The sequence below is a fragment of the Bacillus sp. (in: firmicutes) genome (assembly GCA_017656295.1).
Lineage (GTDB): Bacteria > Bacillota > Bacilli > Bacillales > JACDOC01 > JACDOC01.
Window position 1 is genome coordinate 15630 of record JACDOC010000013.1, and the last position, 19325, is coordinate 34954.

At 37.7% G+C, this 19325-nt stretch carries 20 protein-coding genes; all 20 read left to right on the forward strand.

Annotated elements, in window-relative coordinates; translation table 11 throughout:
• The 20 genes from H0Z31_10880 to H0Z31_10975 all read left to right on the forward strand — a co-directional run bounded on the left by H0Z31_10880 (position 1) and on the right by H0Z31_10975 (position 19146).
• Positions 1-1149, forward strand: a complete 1149-nt coding sequence (locus tag H0Z31_10880) for a DegT/DnrJ/EryC1/StrS family aminotransferase (GenBank protein MBO8177944.1) — start codon at positions 1-3, stop codon at positions 1147-1149.
• A gap of 39 nt (positions 1150-1188) precedes the next feature.
• Positions 1189-2439, forward strand: a complete 1251-nt coding sequence (locus H0Z31_10885; GenBank protein ID MBO8177945.1) for an oligosaccharide flippase family protein — start codon at positions 1189-1191, stop codon at positions 2437-2439.
• Between the two features lie 298 nt (positions 2440-2737).
• On the forward strand, positions 2738-3739 hold the full coding sequence (locus H0Z31_10890) for a hypothetical protein (protein ID MBO8177946.1): 1002 nt from the start codon (positions 2738-2740) through the stop codon (positions 3737-3739).
• 42 nt (positions 3740-3781) lie between these two features.
• The gene (locus tag H0Z31_10895; protein MBO8177947.1) at positions 3782-4546 is read left to right on the forward strand and encodes a metallophosphoesterase; all 765 of its coding nucleotides are present in this window, start codon (positions 3782-3784) and stop codon (positions 4544-4546) included.
• Between the two features lie 67 nt (positions 4547-4613).
• Positions 4614-4754: a hypothetical protein gene (locus H0Z31_10900; GenBank protein ID MBO8177948.1), complete on the forward strand. Its 141-nt coding sequence runs from the start codon at positions 4614-4616 to the stop codon at positions 4752-4754.
• 112 nt (positions 4755-4866) lie between these two features.
• The gene (locus tag H0Z31_10905) at positions 4867-5238 is read left to right on the forward strand and encodes a hypothetical protein (protein ID MBO8177949.1); all 372 of its coding nucleotides are present in this window, start codon (positions 4867-4869) and stop codon (positions 5236-5238) included.
• Entirely contained in the window at positions 5231-6700 is a 1470-nt protein-coding gene (locus tag H0Z31_10910) for a GMC family oxidoreductase (GenBank protein ID MBO8177950.1), read from the forward strand. The genes H0Z31_10905 and H0Z31_10910 overlap by 8 nt, the downstream gene beginning before the upstream one ends.
• Positions 6701-6824: 124 nt before the next feature.
• A complete protein-coding gene (locus H0Z31_10915) occupies positions 6825-7700 on the forward strand; it encodes a decaprenyl-phosphate phosphoribosyltransferase (protein MBO8177951.1) in 876 nt (291 codons plus the stop codon).
• Between the two features lie 95 nt (positions 7701-7795).
• Complete coding sequence (locus tag H0Z31_10920; protein ID MBO8177952.1) at positions 7796-9151, forward strand: FAD-binding oxidoreductase; 1356 nt, start codon at positions 7796-7798, stop codon at positions 9149-9151.
• The gene (locus tag H0Z31_10925; protein MBO8177953.1) at positions 9148-9888 is read left to right on the forward strand and encodes an SDR family oxidoreductase; all 741 of its coding nucleotides are present in this window, start codon (positions 9148-9150) and stop codon (positions 9886-9888) included. Before H0Z31_10920 ends, H0Z31_10925 begins: the two co-directional genes overlap by 4 nt.
• Before the next feature lie 12 nt (positions 9889-9900).
• Positions 9901-10863: a flippase-like domain-containing protein gene (locus H0Z31_10930; protein MBO8177954.1), complete on the forward strand. Its 963-nt coding sequence runs from the start codon at positions 9901-9903 to the stop codon at positions 10861-10863.
• Positions 10864-10879: 16 nt separating this feature from the next.
• Positions 10880-11311 (forward strand): divergent PAP2 family protein, encoded by a 432-nt coding sequence (locus tag H0Z31_10935; protein ID MBO8177955.1) that lies wholly within the window; start codon positions 10880-10882, stop codon positions 11309-11311.
• 244 nt (positions 11312-11555) lie between these two features.
• Positions 11556-13157 carry a glycosyltransferase family 39 protein gene (locus tag H0Z31_10940; GenBank protein ID MBO8177956.1) on the forward strand — a complete coding sequence of 534 codons (1602 nt, stop codon included), beginning with the start codon at positions 11556-11558 and terminating at the stop codon, positions 13155-13157.
• Between the two features lie 116 nt (positions 13158-13273).
• Positions 13274-13882: a capsular biosynthesis protein gene (locus H0Z31_10945; protein MBO8177957.1), complete on the forward strand. Its 609-nt coding sequence runs from the start codon at positions 13274-13276 to the stop codon at positions 13880-13882.
• A 94-nt stretch (positions 13883-13976) separates the two neighbouring features.
• Positions 13977-15149 (forward strand): UDP-N-acetylglucosamine 2-epimerase (hydrolyzing), encoded by a 1173-nt coding sequence (neuC, locus tag H0Z31_10950; GenBank protein MBO8177958.1) that lies wholly within the window; start codon positions 13977-13979, stop codon positions 15147-15149.
• A complete protein-coding gene (locus tag H0Z31_10955) occupies positions 15146-16051 on the forward strand; it encodes a formyl transferase (protein ID MBO8177959.1) in 906 nt (301 codons plus the stop codon). The genes neuC and H0Z31_10955 overlap by 4 nt, the downstream gene beginning before the upstream one ends.
• On the forward strand, positions 16048-16716 hold the full coding sequence (locus H0Z31_10960; protein ID MBO8177960.1) for a PIG-L family deacetylase: 669 nt from the start codon (positions 16048-16050) through the stop codon (positions 16714-16716). Before H0Z31_10955 ends, H0Z31_10960 begins: the two co-directional genes overlap by 4 nt.
• Entirely contained in the window at positions 16717-17796 is a 1080-nt protein-coding gene (gene neuB / locus H0Z31_10965) for an N-acetylneuraminate synthase (protein ID MBO8177961.1), read from the forward strand.
• Positions 17793-18452, forward strand: a complete 660-nt coding sequence (locus H0Z31_10970; protein MBO8177962.1) for an acetyltransferase — start codon at positions 17793-17795, stop codon at positions 18450-18452. The genes neuB and H0Z31_10970 overlap by 4 nt, the downstream gene beginning before the upstream one ends.
• A complete protein-coding gene (locus H0Z31_10975; GenBank protein MBO8177963.1) occupies positions 18445-19146 on the forward strand; it encodes an acylneuraminate cytidylyltransferase family protein in 702 nt (233 codons plus the stop codon). Before H0Z31_10970 ends, H0Z31_10975 begins: the two co-directional genes overlap by 8 nt.
• The last annotated feature ends 179 nt before the right edge of the window (positions 19147-19325 follow it).

A 19325-nucleotide genomic window follows, 5' to 3' on the forward strand; every position in this document is an offset into this window, starting at 1 on the left:
ATGACGAATAAGAGAATTTTTTTGTCCTCGCCTCATATGAGTGGGAAAGAAATCGATTATGTAAAAGAAGCGTTTCTTACAAATTGGGTCGCACCTCTAGGACCGCATGTTAATTTATTTGAAAAAGAATTATCTCAAGTCGTAGGATCAAAAGGAGCAGTCGCTGTAAGTTCCGGTACAGCAGGTATCCATCTTGCGTTAAAGCTGTTAAATGTAGGGAAAGGGGATGTCGTGTTTTGTTCTAGCCTAACCTTTGTGGCAAGTGCCAATCCCATTCTTTACGAAGGGGCAACTCCTGTTTTTATAGATTCGGAGCCTTTTACATGGAACATGTCACCACAAGCGTTAAAGAGGGCTTTTGAAGATGCAAGAAGGGAAGGAAAAATACCAAAAGCTGTTATTATCGTCCATTTATACGGACAAAGTGCTGATATGGATTTATTGCTATCAATATGTGAGGAATACCAGGTGCCAGTTATTGAAGATGCAGCTGAATCGCTTGGTGCTACTTATAAAGGAAAGGCAAGCGGGACTTTAGGCAAATTTGGGGTTTATTCATTTAACGGTAATAAAATTATTACTTCTTCAGGAGGAGGTATGTTAGTTTCGGATGATGAAGAAGCTCTTGAAAAGGCCCGTTTTTGGGCTACCCAATCAAGAGAGCCAACTAAACATTATGAACATAAAGAAATGGGATACAATTATCGTTTAAGCAATGTATCTGCTGGTATCGGAAGAGCTCAACTTCGTGTTCTAGAAGAACGTGTGAATGCTAGAAGGCAAGTATTTGAACAATATTTTGCAGCACTTTCTGACTATAAGGGAATAACATTTATGCCTGAAGCATCGTTCGGGCGTTCAACCAGATGGCTAACAGCAATGACATTGGATGAGGAACTTATGGGAGTTTCATCGCTCGATTTAATTCATCACCTAGAGAAAGAGAACATCGAAGCACGGCCGGTATGGAAACCTATGCATCTTCAGCCTCTGTTTCAAGGATATCGTTATTATCCACATCAGCCAAATGAAAGTGTATCCGATCTTTTGTTCCAAAAAGGGATTTGTTTGCCATCGGGGTCAAACCTTTCAATTGAAGAACAAAACCGGGTCATTACCTGTATTAAAAATTTCCTCAATCATATATAGAAAGCACAATAAAATATACGAAAGAGAGTATAGGTAAAGATGCAAAATCGTTCCGCGAATAGCTCCCCTTTCTTAGGAAATGCGCTGTTATATACAATAGGTTCTATGATTACTCCGGCAATAGGGTTAATTTTGCTTCCCGTTTACACATCGTATTTAACACCAGGAGAATATGGTACCATCACGACCATTCAAGCGCTGGCAGGGATCTTGCAGCTGGTCATGTTACTGTCCCTTCATGGTGCAATTACAAGACTTTATTACGAATTCTTAGAAAAACCAAATGAGCAAAAAACGTATTTAGGGTCCATCTTCCTTTTTGTTCTCCTTTTTTCAAGTGCTCTTTCCATCTTTCTATTCGTATTGAAACCGATTATTGGGAGTTTGCTATTTAAAAATATTCCTGTTGATCCATTTTATTTTTACTTTATTATTTTATCTTTTTTTACCTCTCTTTCTTCTATCTTTCATTCCGTTATTAGAGTAAAAGAGCGGCCATGGTCAATGATTGGAGGATACATGTTAAAAGGTATTCTCATTCTTTCCATTTCGCTAGTTGTTATCATCAAATTGGAAATGGGGGCCTCTGGGGCATTACTGGCTAATGTTATGGCTGAAGGTATTGTTTTACTCGTTTATTTTTTCATTTGCAAACGTGATATGATTCTTTCCTTATCAAAACCTTATATATGGATGAGTTTGACATTTAGTATTCCCCTTTTACCGCATACGCTAAGTAACTGGTTTATCGTTGCTTCCGATCGCATTATCCTCGAAAAATTTATTCCGTTGGATCAGTTAGGTTATTATTCATTAGCTGCCCAGATGGCTACTGTTCTTCGGTTGCTCTATATGAGTATTAATAGTGCTTATGTTCCGAGATATAACTTGTTACAAAAACAAGGGAAAACCACTGAAAATATGAATACTTATTTTTTTGCCATCATTTTGGTTACGGGATTTCTAGCCATTGTTTCTTCTGGCTTTTTATTACAACTTTTGGCATCTGAGTCATACTATCCTGCGCAGAAATTTCTCCCTTTTTTATTCATTGGAGAAATGATTCAGGGAGTAAACTTTATCATTGCAGCTAAACTTCTGTATTCAAAAAAAACGGGCAGTGTTTCAGCAAGCAGTTTTATAGCTGGGGCTATTAACTTGGTTATCAATCTTTCTCTTATTCCTGTTATTGGAGTATGGGGAGCGGTTGTTTCCACAATAGCAGCTGAAAGTATACGGTTTGGCTTTAATTTCATGTGGCTAAAACGAATGAAACGCCTTCATTTATAAAAAGACGAGACTTTCACAAAGCCTGGAGCGGTTGAAACCTTTAATTACACCTCAACTGTTTAACCAACACCTCGTTTCTGGTCCGTTTATGCCAGAAAGCTGACACGAGATTTATATATACTGACAATTTAATAAAAGGGCAATCCTAAAAATGTGGAGGCTCAACTTGATGGGTACAAAAGTATTATTTGTCGTTAGTTCCAACTTTCAAATGATGTTCGCTTATTTTCTCACTCATTATATACATGGAGAAGTTCAATACTTAATCCTGGACTCACAAAATTCAGAAGTGAATGATATGGCTATTAAAGCGGCAGAGAAAAACAAAGCCTGGGTAATACCGGGCTTGAAAAAAACGGTGAAAGGAATCGTATTTGATAACAAAAAAGTGTTTAAAAAGGTGGCGGATATCGTCCGTAATGAATCTCCGACAACGGTTATTTTATTTAAGGATAATGATTTTTTAACTTGTCAGGTGATTGAGTCGGCATCACGAATAGGTTCAAAAATTACTCTCGTTCAAGAAGGGGTTGGAATCTACAGGTATCCTGAATTGTATGTTAAACAATGGCTAACAATGAAAATTCCTATATTATTGGGGTATCCCCGGGTTTACCATGGGACACAGGGATTGCATCCAAAAGTAAACGCTATTGCGGTTACAGATCCTGAAAAGCTTCCGTCTATCAAAAAAAGATCGAAACAATTAATAGAAATTCCTCAAACAGCACCTCCACGTCACTTATTGGACACATATTCTGAAATCATTCCCGAACATATGCTTCAGCCTTTAAAAGGACATCCATCCAGCCTGTTATATATCGGACAGCCTTTATCAAAGCTTGGGGTTATAAAGCTGGAGGAAGAAATAGCTTTTCTTCAGAAGCTTCTTTTGATTGCGAAAAAGAATAGGCTCAAACTTTTAGTTAAACCTCATCCATTTGAAGATTTGGATAAATATGCTGTATTCAAAAACGAATTAACGCTGATATCCAATAGTCTGCCTGCGGAAATGATTCCTCTTTTTCTTTCATTAACTTGCGTTGTCACCCCTTATTCATCAGCGGCAGGTAATATGAGCTCGTGGTTTCACACTCCCGTGATCTATGTACATGATCTGTTATTAAAACGAAAACTCAACATCGATCATGAATTAAATGGGATTTTTGCAAACAATTACACCGAACTAAATGATTTGATTAAACAATATTCTTCCGAAAAAATCAACTCACTGCCACTTCGTGTTGAGAAAGAGAAAGAAATGAGCTATCAACAGTTCGTCACGACATTGCTTCACTAGTTGTTTCCAAAAAGTTGTCAATGGTAAGGAGTATGGAAAACGATGTCGATATTAATAGGGTTAACGTTTTTTTTCATTACTTATTACATGTTATTCGTGTTCCCAACCTGGTGGGTCAGAATCGTTCGTGTGGAAACACCTTTAGGACTCAATAAAACTGTTCTCCAGCTCAGTGATCTTCATGTAGAGAGATTAAGGGTATCTCCTGAACGGTTAAAAAAATTCATCAACAGAGAATGCATCGATTACATTTTTTTAACGGGTGATTACCTTGACGAAACGTGGGCCCTCCCCAAATTGGAAGCTTATTTAAAAGTATTGGAGGAATCGAATATTCCTGTATTTGCCGTTTTAGGTAATCATGATTACCGTCTCCCTGACATTGCTTATTTGAAAACACTATTTCGGAATTATCACATTTTCCTTCTTGAAAATGAGACGGTCTCATTGGACGGCTTTACCCTGATGGGGATTGATCCTTATAAAAAGGAATGGAAAAGATTTATTCAAAATCATACAGCACAGCCGTTTAACGAGCGACTTATCATTCTTTGTCATGATCCTAACTGTTTTGAACACATCATTTTTAATTATGACCTTGGATTAGCAGGGCATTTTCATGGGAAACAACTAAACATCCCTTTTCTTTTTAAATTGAAGCCAATGGGTCCTTTTGCTAAAAAAGGGATCTATACAGGCAAGCACCAGTTGACCACAGGGAAACTTTATATTTCAAACGGTCTTGGTCAAACCAAATGGAATATCCGTTTTTTAGTACGAAGTGAGATGACGATTCATATCGTTTAAATATGATTTGTCCTTTATAAGAAAGGCTATGTTATATGTCATTGTTGATTTTTAGCAAGTTGTTCACATGAGCGAAAGGCGGCGACTCCAGCGGGAACAAGAAGCCGCAAGACCCATACTTGAGCGTAGCGAGGGAAGCGGCTTGCACCTTGCCCGCGGAAAGCGTCCGCCACAAGCGAAATGGATAAATATCAACCGTATCGTTTAACAGACATTCATGCCAAATGACATTGGCACATCGCTGAATGAAATAACAGTAGAAGTTATCCAGAGTTATTTTAGGTTAGAGCCAAAGGAAAATTAAAAAGGAGATATGGCCAATGAAGGGTTATTTTTATAAAGTGGTTTTCGCCTTATCTCAATCGATTTCATCTCCAATGAAAGAAATCATCGAAGAGAATCACTTCTCTCGCGAGATGACAGATTTTGTAGTTGGGCAGTTTCATAGAATGGCAGGTTATTTACAGCTTGCGCTATTTATCGCAACTATCTTTTTTGGATTTTATGGCATCTTTATTGGAGGTAAACTGTTTCAACACCTTCCAGAGAAATTAAAAGTTCGCCAAGTGAAGTCTTGGAAGCATTCGAAAATTAGTTATTTTAGAGATTTTATCCGTTTTTATGAAAGTCTTATTTATTTATGGTTATTTTCAGAAATAGAACGAAAAATAAGGGAGAATCTTTATGACTAGTCAAATATTCACTGTTTCTCCACAATTTCCAGAAAAGTTAAAAAGTGAAACGGTGGTCGTTGGTTCTGGTCCTGGTGGCGCATTGACAGCGTATTATTTGGCTGAGTCCGGTAGAGATGTTTTGTTGATTGAAGAAGGATCGCTACAACCTTTGGAATCGACTAAATCATTTTCGATTGAAGAAATGGTTGAGAAATACCGAAATGGAGGTATAACTCCTATGTTCGGTTCTCCAAAAATTGTTTATGTCGAAGGAAGAGTTGTTGGAGGAGGAAGCGAGGTAAACAGCGGACTATATCATCGTACTCCTGACTATATTTTGGAAAAATGGAAGAAAAATTTTGACGTTGATGCGTTATCTTATAAGGATATGCTTCCACATTTTGAAGCTTGTGAACAAGCGTTATCGGTATCTACTCTCCCGCATGAACCATCCAAACCTTCGTTAAAGCTTAAACAAGGGGCGGATAAGATGGGATGGGAAGCGGTTGAAGTTCCCCGATGGTTTACTTATAGTCAACAACAAGATCAATACGGTCGATTTCTTAGCCATAAACAATCTATGTCAAAAACGTTTATACCGAAAGCAATCGAACATGGCTGTAAGCTTCTTCCGGATACTTGGATTAAGTCCATTAAGCAAAATGGAGCAAAGTGGGTTTTAATCGGGAAACATCAATCCCAAAGAGAAATAGTCATTGAAACAGAACACTTATTCATTTGTTGTGGAGCGGTACAAACCGCTGCGTTATTAAGAAGAAGCGGAATCAAACATAATATTGGTAACACGCTTCAAGTCCATCCGACACTAAAGGTAATTGCACAGTTTGACGAGATAATTAATGATTTGGATCTGGGGGTACCTGTATTTCAAGTCAAAAACTTTGCTCCTAGACTCAGTTTCGGCTGTTCGATAAGCTCTCCTCCCTATCTAGCAACCGGAATGATTGATCATCCTGATTTTTTAAATAAAGTAGTTGAAAACTGGGAGACGATGGCTGTTTATTATGCAATGATAACAGGGCACGGAAGAGGAACGGTTCGAACGATTCCAGGCTTTAGAGATCCGGTGGTGCGCTATCATCTTACTGAGGAAGATTTAAGGGATCTTTCTGATGGGCTCTATAAACTCTCTTGCTTGCTATTTGAAGCGGGAGCATCTGTTATTTACCCGAGCATATCTGGCATGAATAGGTTTAGTAATCGGTTACACCTAAAAGATATCCCGGAGGTTCTTCCTACATCAAAAACAAATTTAATGACGATTCATCTGTTTTCATCCTGTCCAATGGGGGAAAAGAAAGAAATTTGTGCGACGGATTCCTTTGGAAAAGTGCATGGATTTTCAAATCTGTACATTTCTGATGCTAGTTTGCTTTGCACTGCCCCCGGGGTAAATCCACAAGGCTCTATCATGGCAATTTCAAGAAGAAATGTTCTTAAATTTCTAGGGAAGCTTTAAAATAGGATGTTATAAATACCCTTAATTCCGTTGATTTGTAACCCCGTTTTTTAGTCAAGCATACTATACTACAAATTCGTCTTAGGAGGGTTACAAATGATCTTTAAGAATGAAGTGGTTAAATATGAATCTATCTAATCTCCTAAAGGTAATGGCTCTACTTTTTATACAATTGCGACCCAAACAATGGACGAAAAATCTTATTGTCTTCGCAGCTCCGCTTTACTCCATGCAACTTGTCAATCCTAATGTATTTTGGAAATCTCTAGTCAGCTTCTTTTTATTTTGCTTTATTTCCGGGTGTGTTTATATCTTGAACGATTTTGTCGATCGGAAAGCCGACAGGATGCATCCTGATAAAAAACATCGACCGATGGCATCAGGAGCTTTAAATCCCAATTTAGCACTAACATTCGGGTTTCTTCTTTTTGTCTCCTCCGTTTGGGTTGCTAACTTGTTTAACGTTTCCTTTGCTTTATGCCTCATACTCTATTTCACCTTAAATGTATTCTACTCACTTCGATTAAAACATGTCGTCTTAATAGACATTTTATTAATAGCCTCCGGGTTTGTATTACGAGCTGTTGGAGGTGCACTTGTGATCGATGTTCCTTTGACAGAATGGTTTTTACTTTGTGCTTTATGGTTATCGATGTTTCTAGCTGTTAGTAAAAGAAGACAAGAACTTTATTTATTACAGAACAAAAAAGGAACACATCGGAAAGTATTAGAGAGTTACTCCGTTGCGTTACTTGATCAGTACAATAGCATTTTTGCCACCACCACCATCATTAGTTACTCACTTTTCGTCATTAGTTCAGAACATTCCAATCTGTTAATGTGGAGCATCCCATTGGTGATTTACGGGATTTGTCGATACCTTTATTTAATTCACCAAGAAGGAAAAGGAGGAAAACCGGAAGAGATTTTATTGGAAGATAAGCATATTTTCATCACGGCGGTTATGTATGTTGTGCTCATTTTAATTAGTCTTTACTAAAATATGGATCATGATCGATAAATATTCGATGTAGTGTACGGAATTCTTAAAAGCCAAAACCATTTTATAAAAAAATAGATGAAAGGAACAAAAAAATGTTTCGTAAAGAAAAAATAGGCGGATGGGGGAATTACCCAGTAGAGGAATGTTTCGTTTATAGACCTGAAAAACTAAGCGATTTAAAAGAATTGGTTGAGTGGCAGGATGATACTTATAGAATTTCTAGAGGGAATGGAAGAAGCTATGGGGATACAGCCTTAAATGGGGGCCACTCACTTCTCTTACTCACAAAATTTAATCGTTTCCTGTCATTTGATGCTGAAAGAGGGATTTTAGAATGTGAAGGGGGGACGATGTTAGAAGAAATCATTGAATTCTTTTTACCAAAGGGATATTTCCTTCCAGTCACACCAGGGACCAAATATGTAACCTTAGGCGGGGCCATTGCCAATGATGTTCACGGGAAAAATCATCACAAAGCCGGCTGTCTTTCCGAGCATATTCTTGATTTAAAGCTACTGACGGCTTCCGGAGAAATCCTGACCTGTTCACGGGAACAAAATGCGGACTTATTTTGGGCAACGGTAGGGGGGATTGGACTTACCGGAATTATTCTAAGCGCCCGAATGAAATTGATTCAAGTTAGTAGTACAACCATCGATGTAAATTATCTAAAAGCTACTAACCTTGAGGAAGCGTTCGAATTGTTCCGTCATCATGATCATCTATATGACTATTCAGTTGCATGGATTGATTGTTTAGCAACTGGCGATTCGTTAGGCCGCTCTGTCTTAATGCTAGGAAACCATTCTCCCTCTTCAGAAACCACATCAAATTTTCTTCCAATAAAACGTAAACGGAAATGGAAGGTCCCGATTGAAATGCCTTCATCATTATTAAACCCGTTAACGATTAAAGGATTTAATCATTTTTATTACCACTCTTTCAAGGACGGATCTCATAAAACCATTGATTATGATTCGTATTTTTATCCTTTGGATTCCATTCTCAACTGGAATCGCCTTTATGGAAAAAAAGGATTTATTCAGTATCAGGTTGTCTTTCCGGAAGAGACAAGTTTTGCAGGGCTAACAGAAATGCTAAAGAAACTGAGTCAATCTAAAAGGCCATCTTTTTTAGCGGTATTGAAAAGTTTTGGCATGGAAAATAAGGGATTGCTTTCCTTCCCTTTCAAAGGTCATACATTGGCTTTGGATTTTCCAGTGAAAGACCAAACCATCTTTCCGTTTTTAAAAGAAATGGATGAGTTAGTTCTTCGTTATAATGGTCGAATATACCTTGCAAAAGATTCGGTTTTACATCCAGACACCTTTAAGGCGATGTACCCTAAATTAGAGCAGTTTAAAAAAATAAAAAAGGAAGTCGATCCAAAAGGAATTTTTTCATCGTCGATGTCTAGAAGGCTTGGGATAACGGGGGATTGTCAATGAAACAGGTATTAATAGTGGGTGCGACGTCCGGAATCTCCAAAGCGTTAGCTTATCACTTTGCTTCTAAACATGTAAATCTTATTCTAGCGGGAAGGGATATGGAAGAAATCAACAGGCTTGGAACCGATCTTGAAATCCGATACGGAATTCATGCAAATACCATTTATTTTGACGCATTAAAAGAAGAAAACATCTCGTCTTTTTTTGAAAGATGTCTTCAATTAACTGGTGATTTGGATGGAATCATCGTCTCCTATGGTTTAATGCATGACCAAAAAGAAATGGAACAAAATCGTTCGTCCATTCGTGAAATGATTAACGTGAATTTTACTTCAGTAGTATATATTCTTGAAGAAGCAGCAAGATTTTTTGAGAAAAAACAAAAAGGGTTTATCTGTGCAATCTCGTCCGTTGCTGGAGATCGCGGAAGACGGAATAATTACATTTATGGTGCTTCAAAAGGAGCTATAACGGTTTATTTACAAGGGTTAAGAAATCGACTAGCTCATTCAAAAGTGAATGTACTAACCGTAAAACCGGGTTTTGTCGACACGAAAATGACCTACGGTTTGCTAAAGCCATCGATATTAGTGGCACCTCCCCAAACAATTGCCGCATCGATCTACAAATCAATCCTAAAGAAAAAAGAGATCCTCTACACTCCTTGGTATTGGTTTTATATTATGCAGGTCATTCGAATGGTTCCAGAAAAACTCTTTAAATTCATAAAATGGTAAGGTGCTAGAGCCATGCCTAGACAAAAAAATGAATTGGAAAAGAACAAAAACCTCTCATCCAAAATTGTCACAGGGTTCGTAATCGGAGTGGTTACACTCTCTATCTTTATCCTCTGGGGAGATGTTCAGAAAGTAAGTGGAAAGGTGCTGTCCATTGGATGGACCGTCATTGTTTTAGCTCTTCTCAGTACTTTAATTAGTTACTTTTTTCGGTTTGTGAAATGGCATTATCTGCTTGAACAGATAAAAATTGATTTAAATGTAAAAGACAGTTTCAACATTTGGTTTATTGGCCATTGTATGTCTATGACACCAGGAAAAATAGGAGAATTTATTAAGTCCTACTCCCTAAAAAAATGCTTCCGGATAGAGGTTCACCTGTCTGCTCCGGTTATTTTTGTCGATTTATTATCTGATTTTCTTGCCGTGGTTTTATTGGCTGCGTTAGGAGTCGGCATTTTTCAGTTTGGCTTGCTCTTTTTTTTAATAGTTTTGATTGGGACTATTTTGTTTTTCTTGATTTTACAATCAAGAAAAATGGTTACGTGGATAATAGAAAAATTAGCCTCCTTTCATATCGTCAATAAATACAAAGAGCAATTGCTCCTGTTTTATGAAAGTATATACCAGTTAATAGGACCAAAAATTATATTGGTTTCATTTGTAATAAGTATCGTAGCTTGGTTTTTGGAATGCGTGTCCATGTTTATTATTCTTAAAGGGATGGGTATTGATCTTAATCTTCTCCATTCAATCTTTATGTTTTCGTTTTCAACATTAGCAGGAGCATTATCGATGATTCCTGGCGGGGTAGGAGTTACAGAAGGTAGTTTAACAGGAATGTTACTTTATTTTGGAATGGAGAAATCAACGGCTGTTTCCGTGACATTATTGGTCCGATTAGTCACCTTGTGGCTAGGGTTTTTAATCGGGTTATTCGTTTATATAAGAACAAGAAAACGGTATCAGCTTTGAGTAAGGAGGTGGAGAAATGTTGTATTTTCTAGCTCCTTTTATTGGATGGTTCGTTTCCGGAACAATGAAATTTCTCATTCATTTTTATCAATTTGGTTATCATCATGCACAACAAAAAACTGGAAATGGTGGATTTCCAAGCACCCATGCTACGGTTGTAATGACTCCTACTACTTTAATCGGATTTAGCGAAGGATTTATTAGCCCCCTTTTTGGATTAGGAGTGACCATTTTATGGATTGTGGTCATGGATGCAACAGGTTTAAGAAGATATGTCGGAGAGCACGCGAAACAATTAAATAGCATCAATCGAGCATTTACGTCTGAAGAACAAAATAACTTACAAAGAGAAGAGATTGGTCATTCTAAAATAGAGGTTCTTGGGGGAATCATACTAGGATTTCTGCTTGGATGGCTATTACATTCCATTGGGGATAAGCTAATTTAATATTTTTTTGGCGTCCTCCCTACATTTATTTTATGTGAGGAAGACGCCCATAAGATCCCCGATTGGTTTAACGTACTACGCGATGTTTTAGTGGCGGATGGGGATGCTGTCCAGTAGGCAACACCGTAACTCTATTATTCTGGGAACACGTTTTTTCGCTGGTACGACCTGTGGAGTGGAATCCAAAATGATCGAGGTTTCATTATTATAAAGCAAAACATAATGGGAAGGAGAAAAATCTATTGTGGAGAACATCAAGAAAATGATTCAAATTAGAAATGGATTTGTTATTCCAATTCTCTTTGCTATCCTTTTAATTCCTCTATCCTACTTTCATAATACATTTGAAGAATGGGATGGAGTCATTCAATTATTTGCAGGTCGTGGTATTTTTAATGGGGAGGGGTATACAGGCTGGCCTTCCCACTATTGGCCTCCATTGTATTCATCGCTTTCGGGATTCCTCGATTTATTTCTTCCGGGGTTTTTAGCATCTAAACTTATCTCACACGTATCGGGGGTGCTGCTACTTTATGTAGCCTATAAATTAGCCGTAGAGCTAACGGGGAAGAAATCGATTGCCTTATTAACACAACTGTTTTTAGTTGGAAACCCCCTTTTTTTGATATCCTCACTACAGGCTGAAAATCATATGCTGGATTCTCTTTTTTTTGTATCAAGTATTCTCATATTGTTTCAGTCTTTGAAAGCTCCTGAATCGAAACGGTTTATTTTGTTAGGATTGGTTGCCGGGTTAGCCGGATTATCAAGATATACGAGTTATATACTTGTTCCGTTCATCGCCTTAACCATTTTTCGCGCATTTCATTGGAAAAAGGCATGCAAACCGTTGATGATGTTTGCAGGTTCCTTTTTGGTCGTTAATTCTCCATGGTGGCTTATGAACACCATCCAGAATGGCTCTCCGTTTGCTACGTGGCAATATTTAAACATTGGATTTGGATTTTTTGATCGAAATCCAATGTGGTGGTGGAAACTACATGCAGACTTTAACGGAATAACCGATATCATTTTCTCCAATCCATGGGCATATGTTCATCATGTATTTTCGAATATGTTATTAAGTATCCTGCTTTTGGTAGCAACGTGCGTGATCTTAAGTCCATTTGTATTGCCTGCATGGATAGGGAGTTGGTTTTCGATTAAGAAGATTTATTCGGTAAGTCTGTTAATTGGTGTCGTCTTATTTATTATTTTAGTTTCCCAAGCTTTTGTGTTTCCAGAGGTTTTTCTTAGCTGGACTGTTGTATTCACTATTTTATCAATTCACTTGATTAGTAACCTTTTGACCCGTTATGAAAAATGTTATCCTTCGCTCATGGTTATGCGGAAATGGCTTCTACTCTCGCTGCTCAGTTGCGGATTTATAATAACTGGTTATTTGACCTATCAATATATTCAAGAAGACGATTATGATGGTGGACAATTAGCAGACCAGAAAGCCATTACCGAGACGCTTAAAGCTTATGATTCGAATATCGAAGATAAAACAGTGATGGCCGTCAATCCTGCTAGAGCCTATTACTTAGGAACACAATTTTTAATGATCCCTTTATATTATGAGGGAGAAGTAGATGGGATTTATTTCTATGAAGATCTTAATGAGAAGGTGATTCAACATGCACCAAATTCGTTTTCTGGTCCGCTCACCCTACCCGTAAAAAGCGACTATCTTATTTATGATCGATTTACAATGAAGTATCTTCCTCAATTTTCCTTTTTATTTGACCCCGACTCTGAACAAATACCTTCAAACTTTAAATTAATTTATCAATCAAAAGAAGCTGTGGTTTATGAAATAGAAGAGACTCCATCCCAAGAATAAGATTTACCAAAGGTTCATTTACCAATGCCTTTTCTATTCAAAAGACATCAATAAAGTGTCAAGCGATTTTGTGAATGCATAAATTGTGTTAAAGAAAAAAAGAAAGGATCTATAGGATGGCAGATAAACCAATTTTATTTAAGGATTATGTTCGCATGTTGTGGAAATATTCATGGGTTATCATTGTGATTACTTTTCTTTTCACTGTGGGAAGTGCGTATATTAGCTTTTATGTTATGAAGCCGACCTATCAAGCGCAGGCTGAAATTTTAGTAAACGAAACGAATGAGGTCGATGAAGGCGAAGGTGAAGTTGAAGAGCAATTAATCAATCTTGATGATCAATTTAAATTAATCGGTACGTACATGGAAATTTTAAAAAGTCCTCGTATTATGGACGGAGTAGAGAGAGAAATTGCCAAAACGGGTAATAGGGAGGACCTTGAACAAAAAGTATCATTCGAGAATGTCGAAAATACCCAGGTAATTAAGATTATCGTAGAAAATGAATCGCCTGAGAAAGCCGCTTACATTGCCAATACTTATGCTTTTTATTTCCAAGAAGAAATTTACGAGTTAATGAAAACCAAGAATGTCCATATCCTTTCAGAAGCCAAAACCAATGCCACACCTGTAAAACCCAAACCTTTTATAAATATTAGTATTTCCTTTATGTTAGGTGTAATGATTTCCTTTTTGATCATTTTTTTGTTTGGAAAAAAGTGAACATTGAAACGGAAGTAAAAATCAGTGGTAGGAAATTAAACCTATTCATAAAATGTGGTGAAAAACTTCTTATTGAAAAAATTAGGTGATATTGGTGAATAAACGGAAAATATGCGTGGTCACAGGGACGAGAGCAGAATATGGATTGTTATATTGGCTGATGAAGGAAATTGATACAGATCCCGATTTATCCTTGCAAATTGTTGTAACCGGTATGCATTTATCACCGGAATTTGGTTTAACCTATAGAGTCATCGAGGAAGATCAGTTTAAGATTGATGAAAAAGTGGAAATGCTTCTTTCCAGTGATACACCAGTTGGTATTGCTAAATCAATGGGTATTGCAATAATGGGATTTGCAGATGCCTTTGAACGGTTAAAACCGGATTTGCTCGTCCTGTTGGGTGATCGGTATGAAATTTTAGCAGCTGCTCAAGCGGCAATGGTAGCAAGAATTCCTATCGCCCATTTGCACGGAGGAGAAACCACAGAAGGATTAATTGATGAAGCCATCAGACATTCAGTAACAAAGATGTCTCACCTTCATTTTGTAGCAGCTGAACCTTATCGGAAACGGGTCATTCAACTTGGAGAGCATCCAGACCGAGTATGGAATGTAGGGGCGACTTCCATCGACAATATTCAATATTTAAAGTTACTAGAAAAAAAAGAATTGGAAGATTCTATTGGCTTTCAATTAGGAGAAAAAAACTTTCTTATCACTTACCACCCGGTTACATTAAGTAAAACCGGTCCATTCCGCGCGATAAAAGAACTTTTTAAAGCTTTAGATACCTTTCATGATGCACATCTTATTTTTACAAAATCGAATTCCGACACAGAAGGGCGGATTATTAATCAACTGATCGATGAGTACGTCTCGCAGAATCCTGAACGATCAATTGCCTATACATCGTTAGGACAGTTACGGTATTTAAGTGCAATGAAGCATTCAGATGTGGTTATTGGAAATTCTTCCAGCGGATTGGTTGAAGCTCCTTTTCTTCATAAGCCAACGGTCAATATAGGTGATCGCCAAAAGGGAAGACTTAGAGCGAATTCCGTCATCGATTGTAAAGAGAAAGCTGAAGATATTGTTTTGGCGATTAACAAAGCGTTATCGGCAGACTTCCAACAAACATTGAAACGAGTAATATCCCCGTATGGTACTGGAAATGTGGCGAAGAAAATTAAGAAAATTTTGAAAGAAGTTTCTCTTGAAGATTTACTGATGAAAAAATTTTATGATATGGAGCAACACCAATGAAAATAATTGTCATTGGCTGTGTTCGTTTCAGTCACCAAGCTCTTAAGCAACTGTTATCAATGAAAAATTCAGCAATTGAAGTCATCGGGGTTATTACAAGAAGACAATCAAAAATTAATTCCGATTTTTGTTCGTTAGAACCGCTAGCTAACGCAAACAACATTCCGTGTTTTGTTGCTGAAGGGAATGATCAACTTCCAATGGCAAGGTGGTTGGAAGAGAAAAGTCCAGATGTCATATACTGCTTTGGATGGTCTTATTTATTAAAAAAAGAAATTCTAAACATTCCTAAACTAGGAGTCATTGGCTATCATCCTGCAGCTTTACCCCAAAACAGAGGAAGGCATCCCATCATATGGGCTCTGGCCCTTGGCTTAAAACAAACAGCTTCCACATTCTTTCTCATGGACGAGGGAGCAGATTCAGGAGACATTATTAGTCAACGCTTTGTCACAATTGAGAATACAGATGATGCAGGCACTTTATATCAAAAATTAACGGATATCGCACTCGAACAAATCACTGAATTTACAAAGCAGCTTGCTACAGGCACATTAACGAAATATCCTCAGAATCATTTGCATGCAAATTATTGGAGAAAACGTTCTGTAAAAGACGGAGAAATCGACTGGAGAATGAGTGCCGAAGGAATTTATAACCTAGTAAGGGCATTAACCCATCCTTACGTTGGGGCCCATTGTATGTATAAAAATGAAGAAGTTAAAATATGGAAAGTGCAGATCGTTGAAGATTCAACTTTTACATCCAACATAAAAAACTTGGAACCTGGAAAAGTGTTAAAATCGGACGGAACAACAATTGTTGTCAAATGCGGGGATGGTGCCGTACAGCTTATTGACCATGAATTTAATGATCTTCCTGAGGAAGGGAGTTACTTATGAGCACAATTTTAGTTATAGCCCCACACCCGGATGATGAAACGTTAGGATGTGGAGGAACGTTACTACGGCATAAAGATAATGGAGATGATATTCACTGGCTAATTGTTACGGAAATGACCGTAGAGCACGGTTTTACACAAGAACGTATCAACAATAGAGAGAAGGAAATCAATGAAGTAGCAAATCTTTATGGGTTTGACTCTGTTTCTAAACTTGGTTTTCCTACTGCGCGATTAGATACCGTACCGGTAGAAAAGTTGGTTCAACAAATAGGCGAAACGATTCATCGAATACGTCCTGACATTATTTATCTTCCATACCCAGGAGATATACACAGCGATCATAAATTTGTGTTTGAAAGCGGGCTCTCTTGTACGAAATGGTTTCGCTATTCATATATTAAACGGATCCTCGTCTATGAAACTCTTTCAGAAACGGAATTCGGAATCAATCCTTCGAATATAAAATTTACACCAAATGTATATGTGGATATTACCCGCTACCTTGATCAAAAAATTGAAATTATGAAGGTTTTCAAGAGTGAAATGGGAGAATATCCTTTTCCAAGGAGTGATCAAGCGATCAAGGCACTATCTGCCTATCGAGGGGCAACTTCAGGATTTCCTTTTGCAGAATCATTTATGTTGATAAAGGAAGTGATGTAAGTGGGGCATACGTTTATCATTGCAGAGGCAGGGGTTAATCACAATGGAAGCATTCAGCTCGGAAAAGAATTAATTGAAGGCGCTGCAAAAGCTGGGGCGGATGCGATCAAATTTCAAACGTTTATAACAGACTTGTGTTTAACGGAAACGGCAGTAAAAGCCGATTATCAAATAAAGTCAACTGACCCTGACGAATCTCAGTTTGAAATGGTTAAAAAATTGGAATTAAGCCCCAAAATGCATGAGGAACTAATCGAACATTGTAATAAAAATAACATCCTGTTCCTGTCAACACCGTTCGATGAACCAAGTGTAGACCTGTTAGTGAACAAATTTAACGTCCCGCTATTAAAAATTGCTTCCGGAGAAATAACCAATGCTCCGCTGTTGCTGAAAATGGCAAGAACGGGAAAACCGATTCTTTTATCCACTGGGGCAAGTTCGATAGCAGATGTCGAAAAAGCTTTAGGTGTTTTGGCTTTCGGTTATCAATCCACTCACATGCAAACACCTTCGATTGAAGCTTTTGAAAGAGCATATAGCAGTGAAGAGGGACAGAAACTTTTGCAAGAGAACGTAACACTCCTTCACTGTACATCTGAATATCCTGCGCCTTTTGATGAAGTTAATTTAAATGCAATGAAAACGCTTCAAAGGACGTTTTCCCTTCCTGTTGGATATTCGGATCATACGAAAGGAATTGCCATTCCAATAGCCGCTGTAGCTATGGGAGCTGTCGTGATTGAAAAGCATATTACATTGGATTGTAATCTCCCAGGACCTGACCATAGGGCTTCCCTTGAACTAGATGAATTTAGCGAAATGGTTTCCTCTATTCGTCAAGTTGAAGCTTCTCTTGGCCAATCTCTTAAAATCCCCTCTTATTCTGAATTAAAAAACAAACCGGTGATACGAAAGAGTATTGTAGCCTCTAGACAAATCAATAAAGGAGAAACGTTTTCAAGCGAAAACTTAACGATAAAGAGGCCGGGAGATGGGGTTTCCCCATTTTATTATTGGGAGTATTTGGGGAAAAAGGCGAACAAAACGTATCAAAAAAATGAGCGGGTTTTCTTATGAATAAGCCGGTGATTATTATCGGATGCGGAGGGCATGCTTCAGTATTGACTGATATTTTGAAACTCCAAAACCGCTCCATTTTAGGTTATATAGATGATAATCCCCTAGTCAGAAGTTCTCCAAGACATATTATAGGAGATAATCAAAAGATTTTAGAATACCACCAAGACGAAATTCATTTAGTGAATGGAATCGGTTCAGTAGGCAACACCAAGAAAAGAGAATATATGTTTAGAAAGTTTAAAAAATTAGGTTATACCTTTGAAAATATTATTCACCCTTCTGCCATTATTGCAACGAATGTTGTGTTAGAAGAGGGTGTTCAAATTATGGCAGGTGTTGTTATTCAACCAGGGGTAGTGATTGGCGCGAACTCCATTGTTAATACAAAAGCATCTGTTGACCATGACTGTATAATTGGTGAACATGTTCATTTAGCACCTGGCGTAACGTTATCAGGAAACGTTCATGTTGAAAAACGTTGTCATGTAGGAACAGGGGCAACCGTTATTCAAGGAATTCATATTGGAGAAGCTGCGTTAGTTGGAGCAGGTGCGCTTGTGAATAAAGACGTAAAGAAAGGTGTAAAAGTCCTTGGAGTACCAGCAAGGGAAGTAGGTACAGCAATTCGATATCAGGAGGAATCACATGATTAATGGTGAACGTATACTAGGGATCATACCAGCAAGGGGCGGTTCGAAGGGAATACCAGGTAAAAATATACGCCCATTAGCAGGTAAGCCCCTTTTAGCTTGGACAATTGAAGAAGCTAAAAAATCAAAGTATATTGACAGGCTGGTGTTATCTTCAGATGATGAAAAAATCATTGAAGTAGCCAAACAATATGGTTGTGAAGTCCCGTTTATTCGACCAAAAGAACTAGCATTAGACCACTCTTCTTCCGTTGAAGTTATTTTACATTGTCTTCAACATCTCGATGACTACGATTGGGTCATCCAGCTTCAACCAACTTCCCCTTTCCGTACCACAAACGATATCGATCAATGTATTGAATATTGTATAAAGAAAAATGCCAATTCATGTGTATCTGTTACTGAAACCGAAAAAAGTCCTTTTTGGATGTATTTTATGGATCAGGAAGCAAAGTTGAGAAAAGTCATTGATTTGAATCAATCAGCTCTAAGACGCCAGGACCTGCCGAAAGTATTTTCATTGAATGGGGCCATTTATATGGCGAGATGTAAATGGTTTCAAGAAAAGAAAACGTTTCTATCAACAGAGACGGTTGGATTTTGTATGCCTAGAGAGCGTTCCTTAGATATCGATACAGAGTGGGATCTGAAGTTGGCCGCTGCCATAAAAGCTGCTCAAACCTTTGAGGAGGAATAAGAACTTTTCAAATACCCAATTCTCATTCCAAACGTTCCCTTCGCATTATATCTTCATAAAATAATATGAAATACAAAAGGAAAGATTTTTGTTAGTAAACCTCAAAGTAAGGGGACGTAATGTGGATAGCAAAAGATATGTCAATTTAATAAATAGTTGATAGATAAAAAGATGTATAT

Coding starts and splice junctions, on each gene's coding strand:
- H0Z31_10955 (MBO8177959.1), top strand. CDS start 15,146: ATGAAAATAATTGTCATTGGCTGTGTTCGTTTCAGTCACCAAGCTCTT.
- H0Z31_10970 (MBO8177962.1), top strand. CDS start 17,793: ATGAATAAGCCGGTGATTATTATCGGATGCGGAGGGCATGCTTCAGTA.
- H0Z31_10960 (MBO8177960.1), top strand. CDS start 16,048: ATGAGCACAATTTTAGTTATAGCCCCACACCCGGATGATGAAACGTTA.
- H0Z31_10910 (MBO8177950.1), top strand. CDS start 5,231: ATGACTAGTCAAATATTCACTGTTTCTCCACAATTTCCAGAAAAGTTA.
- H0Z31_10930 (MBO8177954.1), top strand. CDS start 9,901: ATGCCTAGACAAAAAAATGAATTGGAAAAGAACAAAAACCTCTCATCC.
- H0Z31_10880 (MBO8177944.1), top strand. CDS start 1: ATGACGAATAAGAGAATTTTTTTGTCCTCGCCTCATATGAGTGGGAAA.
- H0Z31_10935 (MBO8177955.1), top strand. CDS start 10,880: ATGTTGTATTTTCTAGCTCCTTTTATTGGATGGTTCGTTTCCGGAACA.
- H0Z31_10890 (MBO8177946.1), top strand. CDS start 2,738: ATGGCTATTAAAGCGGCAGAGAAAAACAAAGCCTGGGTAATACCGGGC.
- H0Z31_10905 (MBO8177949.1), top strand. CDS start 4,867: ATGAAGGGTTATTTTTATAAAGTGGTTTTCGCCTTATCTCAATCGATT.
- H0Z31_10915 (MBO8177951.1), top strand. CDS start 6,825: ATGAATCTATCTAATCTCCTAAAGGTAATGGCTCTACTTTTTATACAA.
- H0Z31_10925 (MBO8177953.1), top strand. CDS start 9,148: ATGAAACAGGTATTAATAGTGGGTGCGACGTCCGGAATCTCCAAAGCG.
- H0Z31_10895 (MBO8177947.1), top strand. CDS start 3,782: ATGTCGATATTAATAGGGTTAACGTTTTTTTTCATTACTTATTACATG.
- H0Z31_10975 (MBO8177963.1), top strand. CDS start 18,445: ATGATTAATGGTGAACGTATACTAGGGATCATACCAGCAAGGGGCGGT.
- H0Z31_10920 (MBO8177952.1), top strand. CDS start 7,796: ATGTTTCGTAAAGAAAAAATAGGCGGATGGGGGAATTACCCAGTAGAG.
- H0Z31_10945 (MBO8177957.1), top strand. CDS start 13,274: ATGGCAGATAAACCAATTTTATTTAAGGATTATGTTCGCATGTTGTGG.
- H0Z31_10900 (MBO8177948.1), top strand. CDS start 4,614: ATGAGCGAAAGGCGGCGACTCCAGCGGGAACAAGAAGCCGCAAGACCC.
- H0Z31_10885 (MBO8177945.1), top strand. CDS start 1,189: ATGCAAAATCGTTCCGCGAATAGCTCCCCTTTCTTAGGAAATGCGCTG.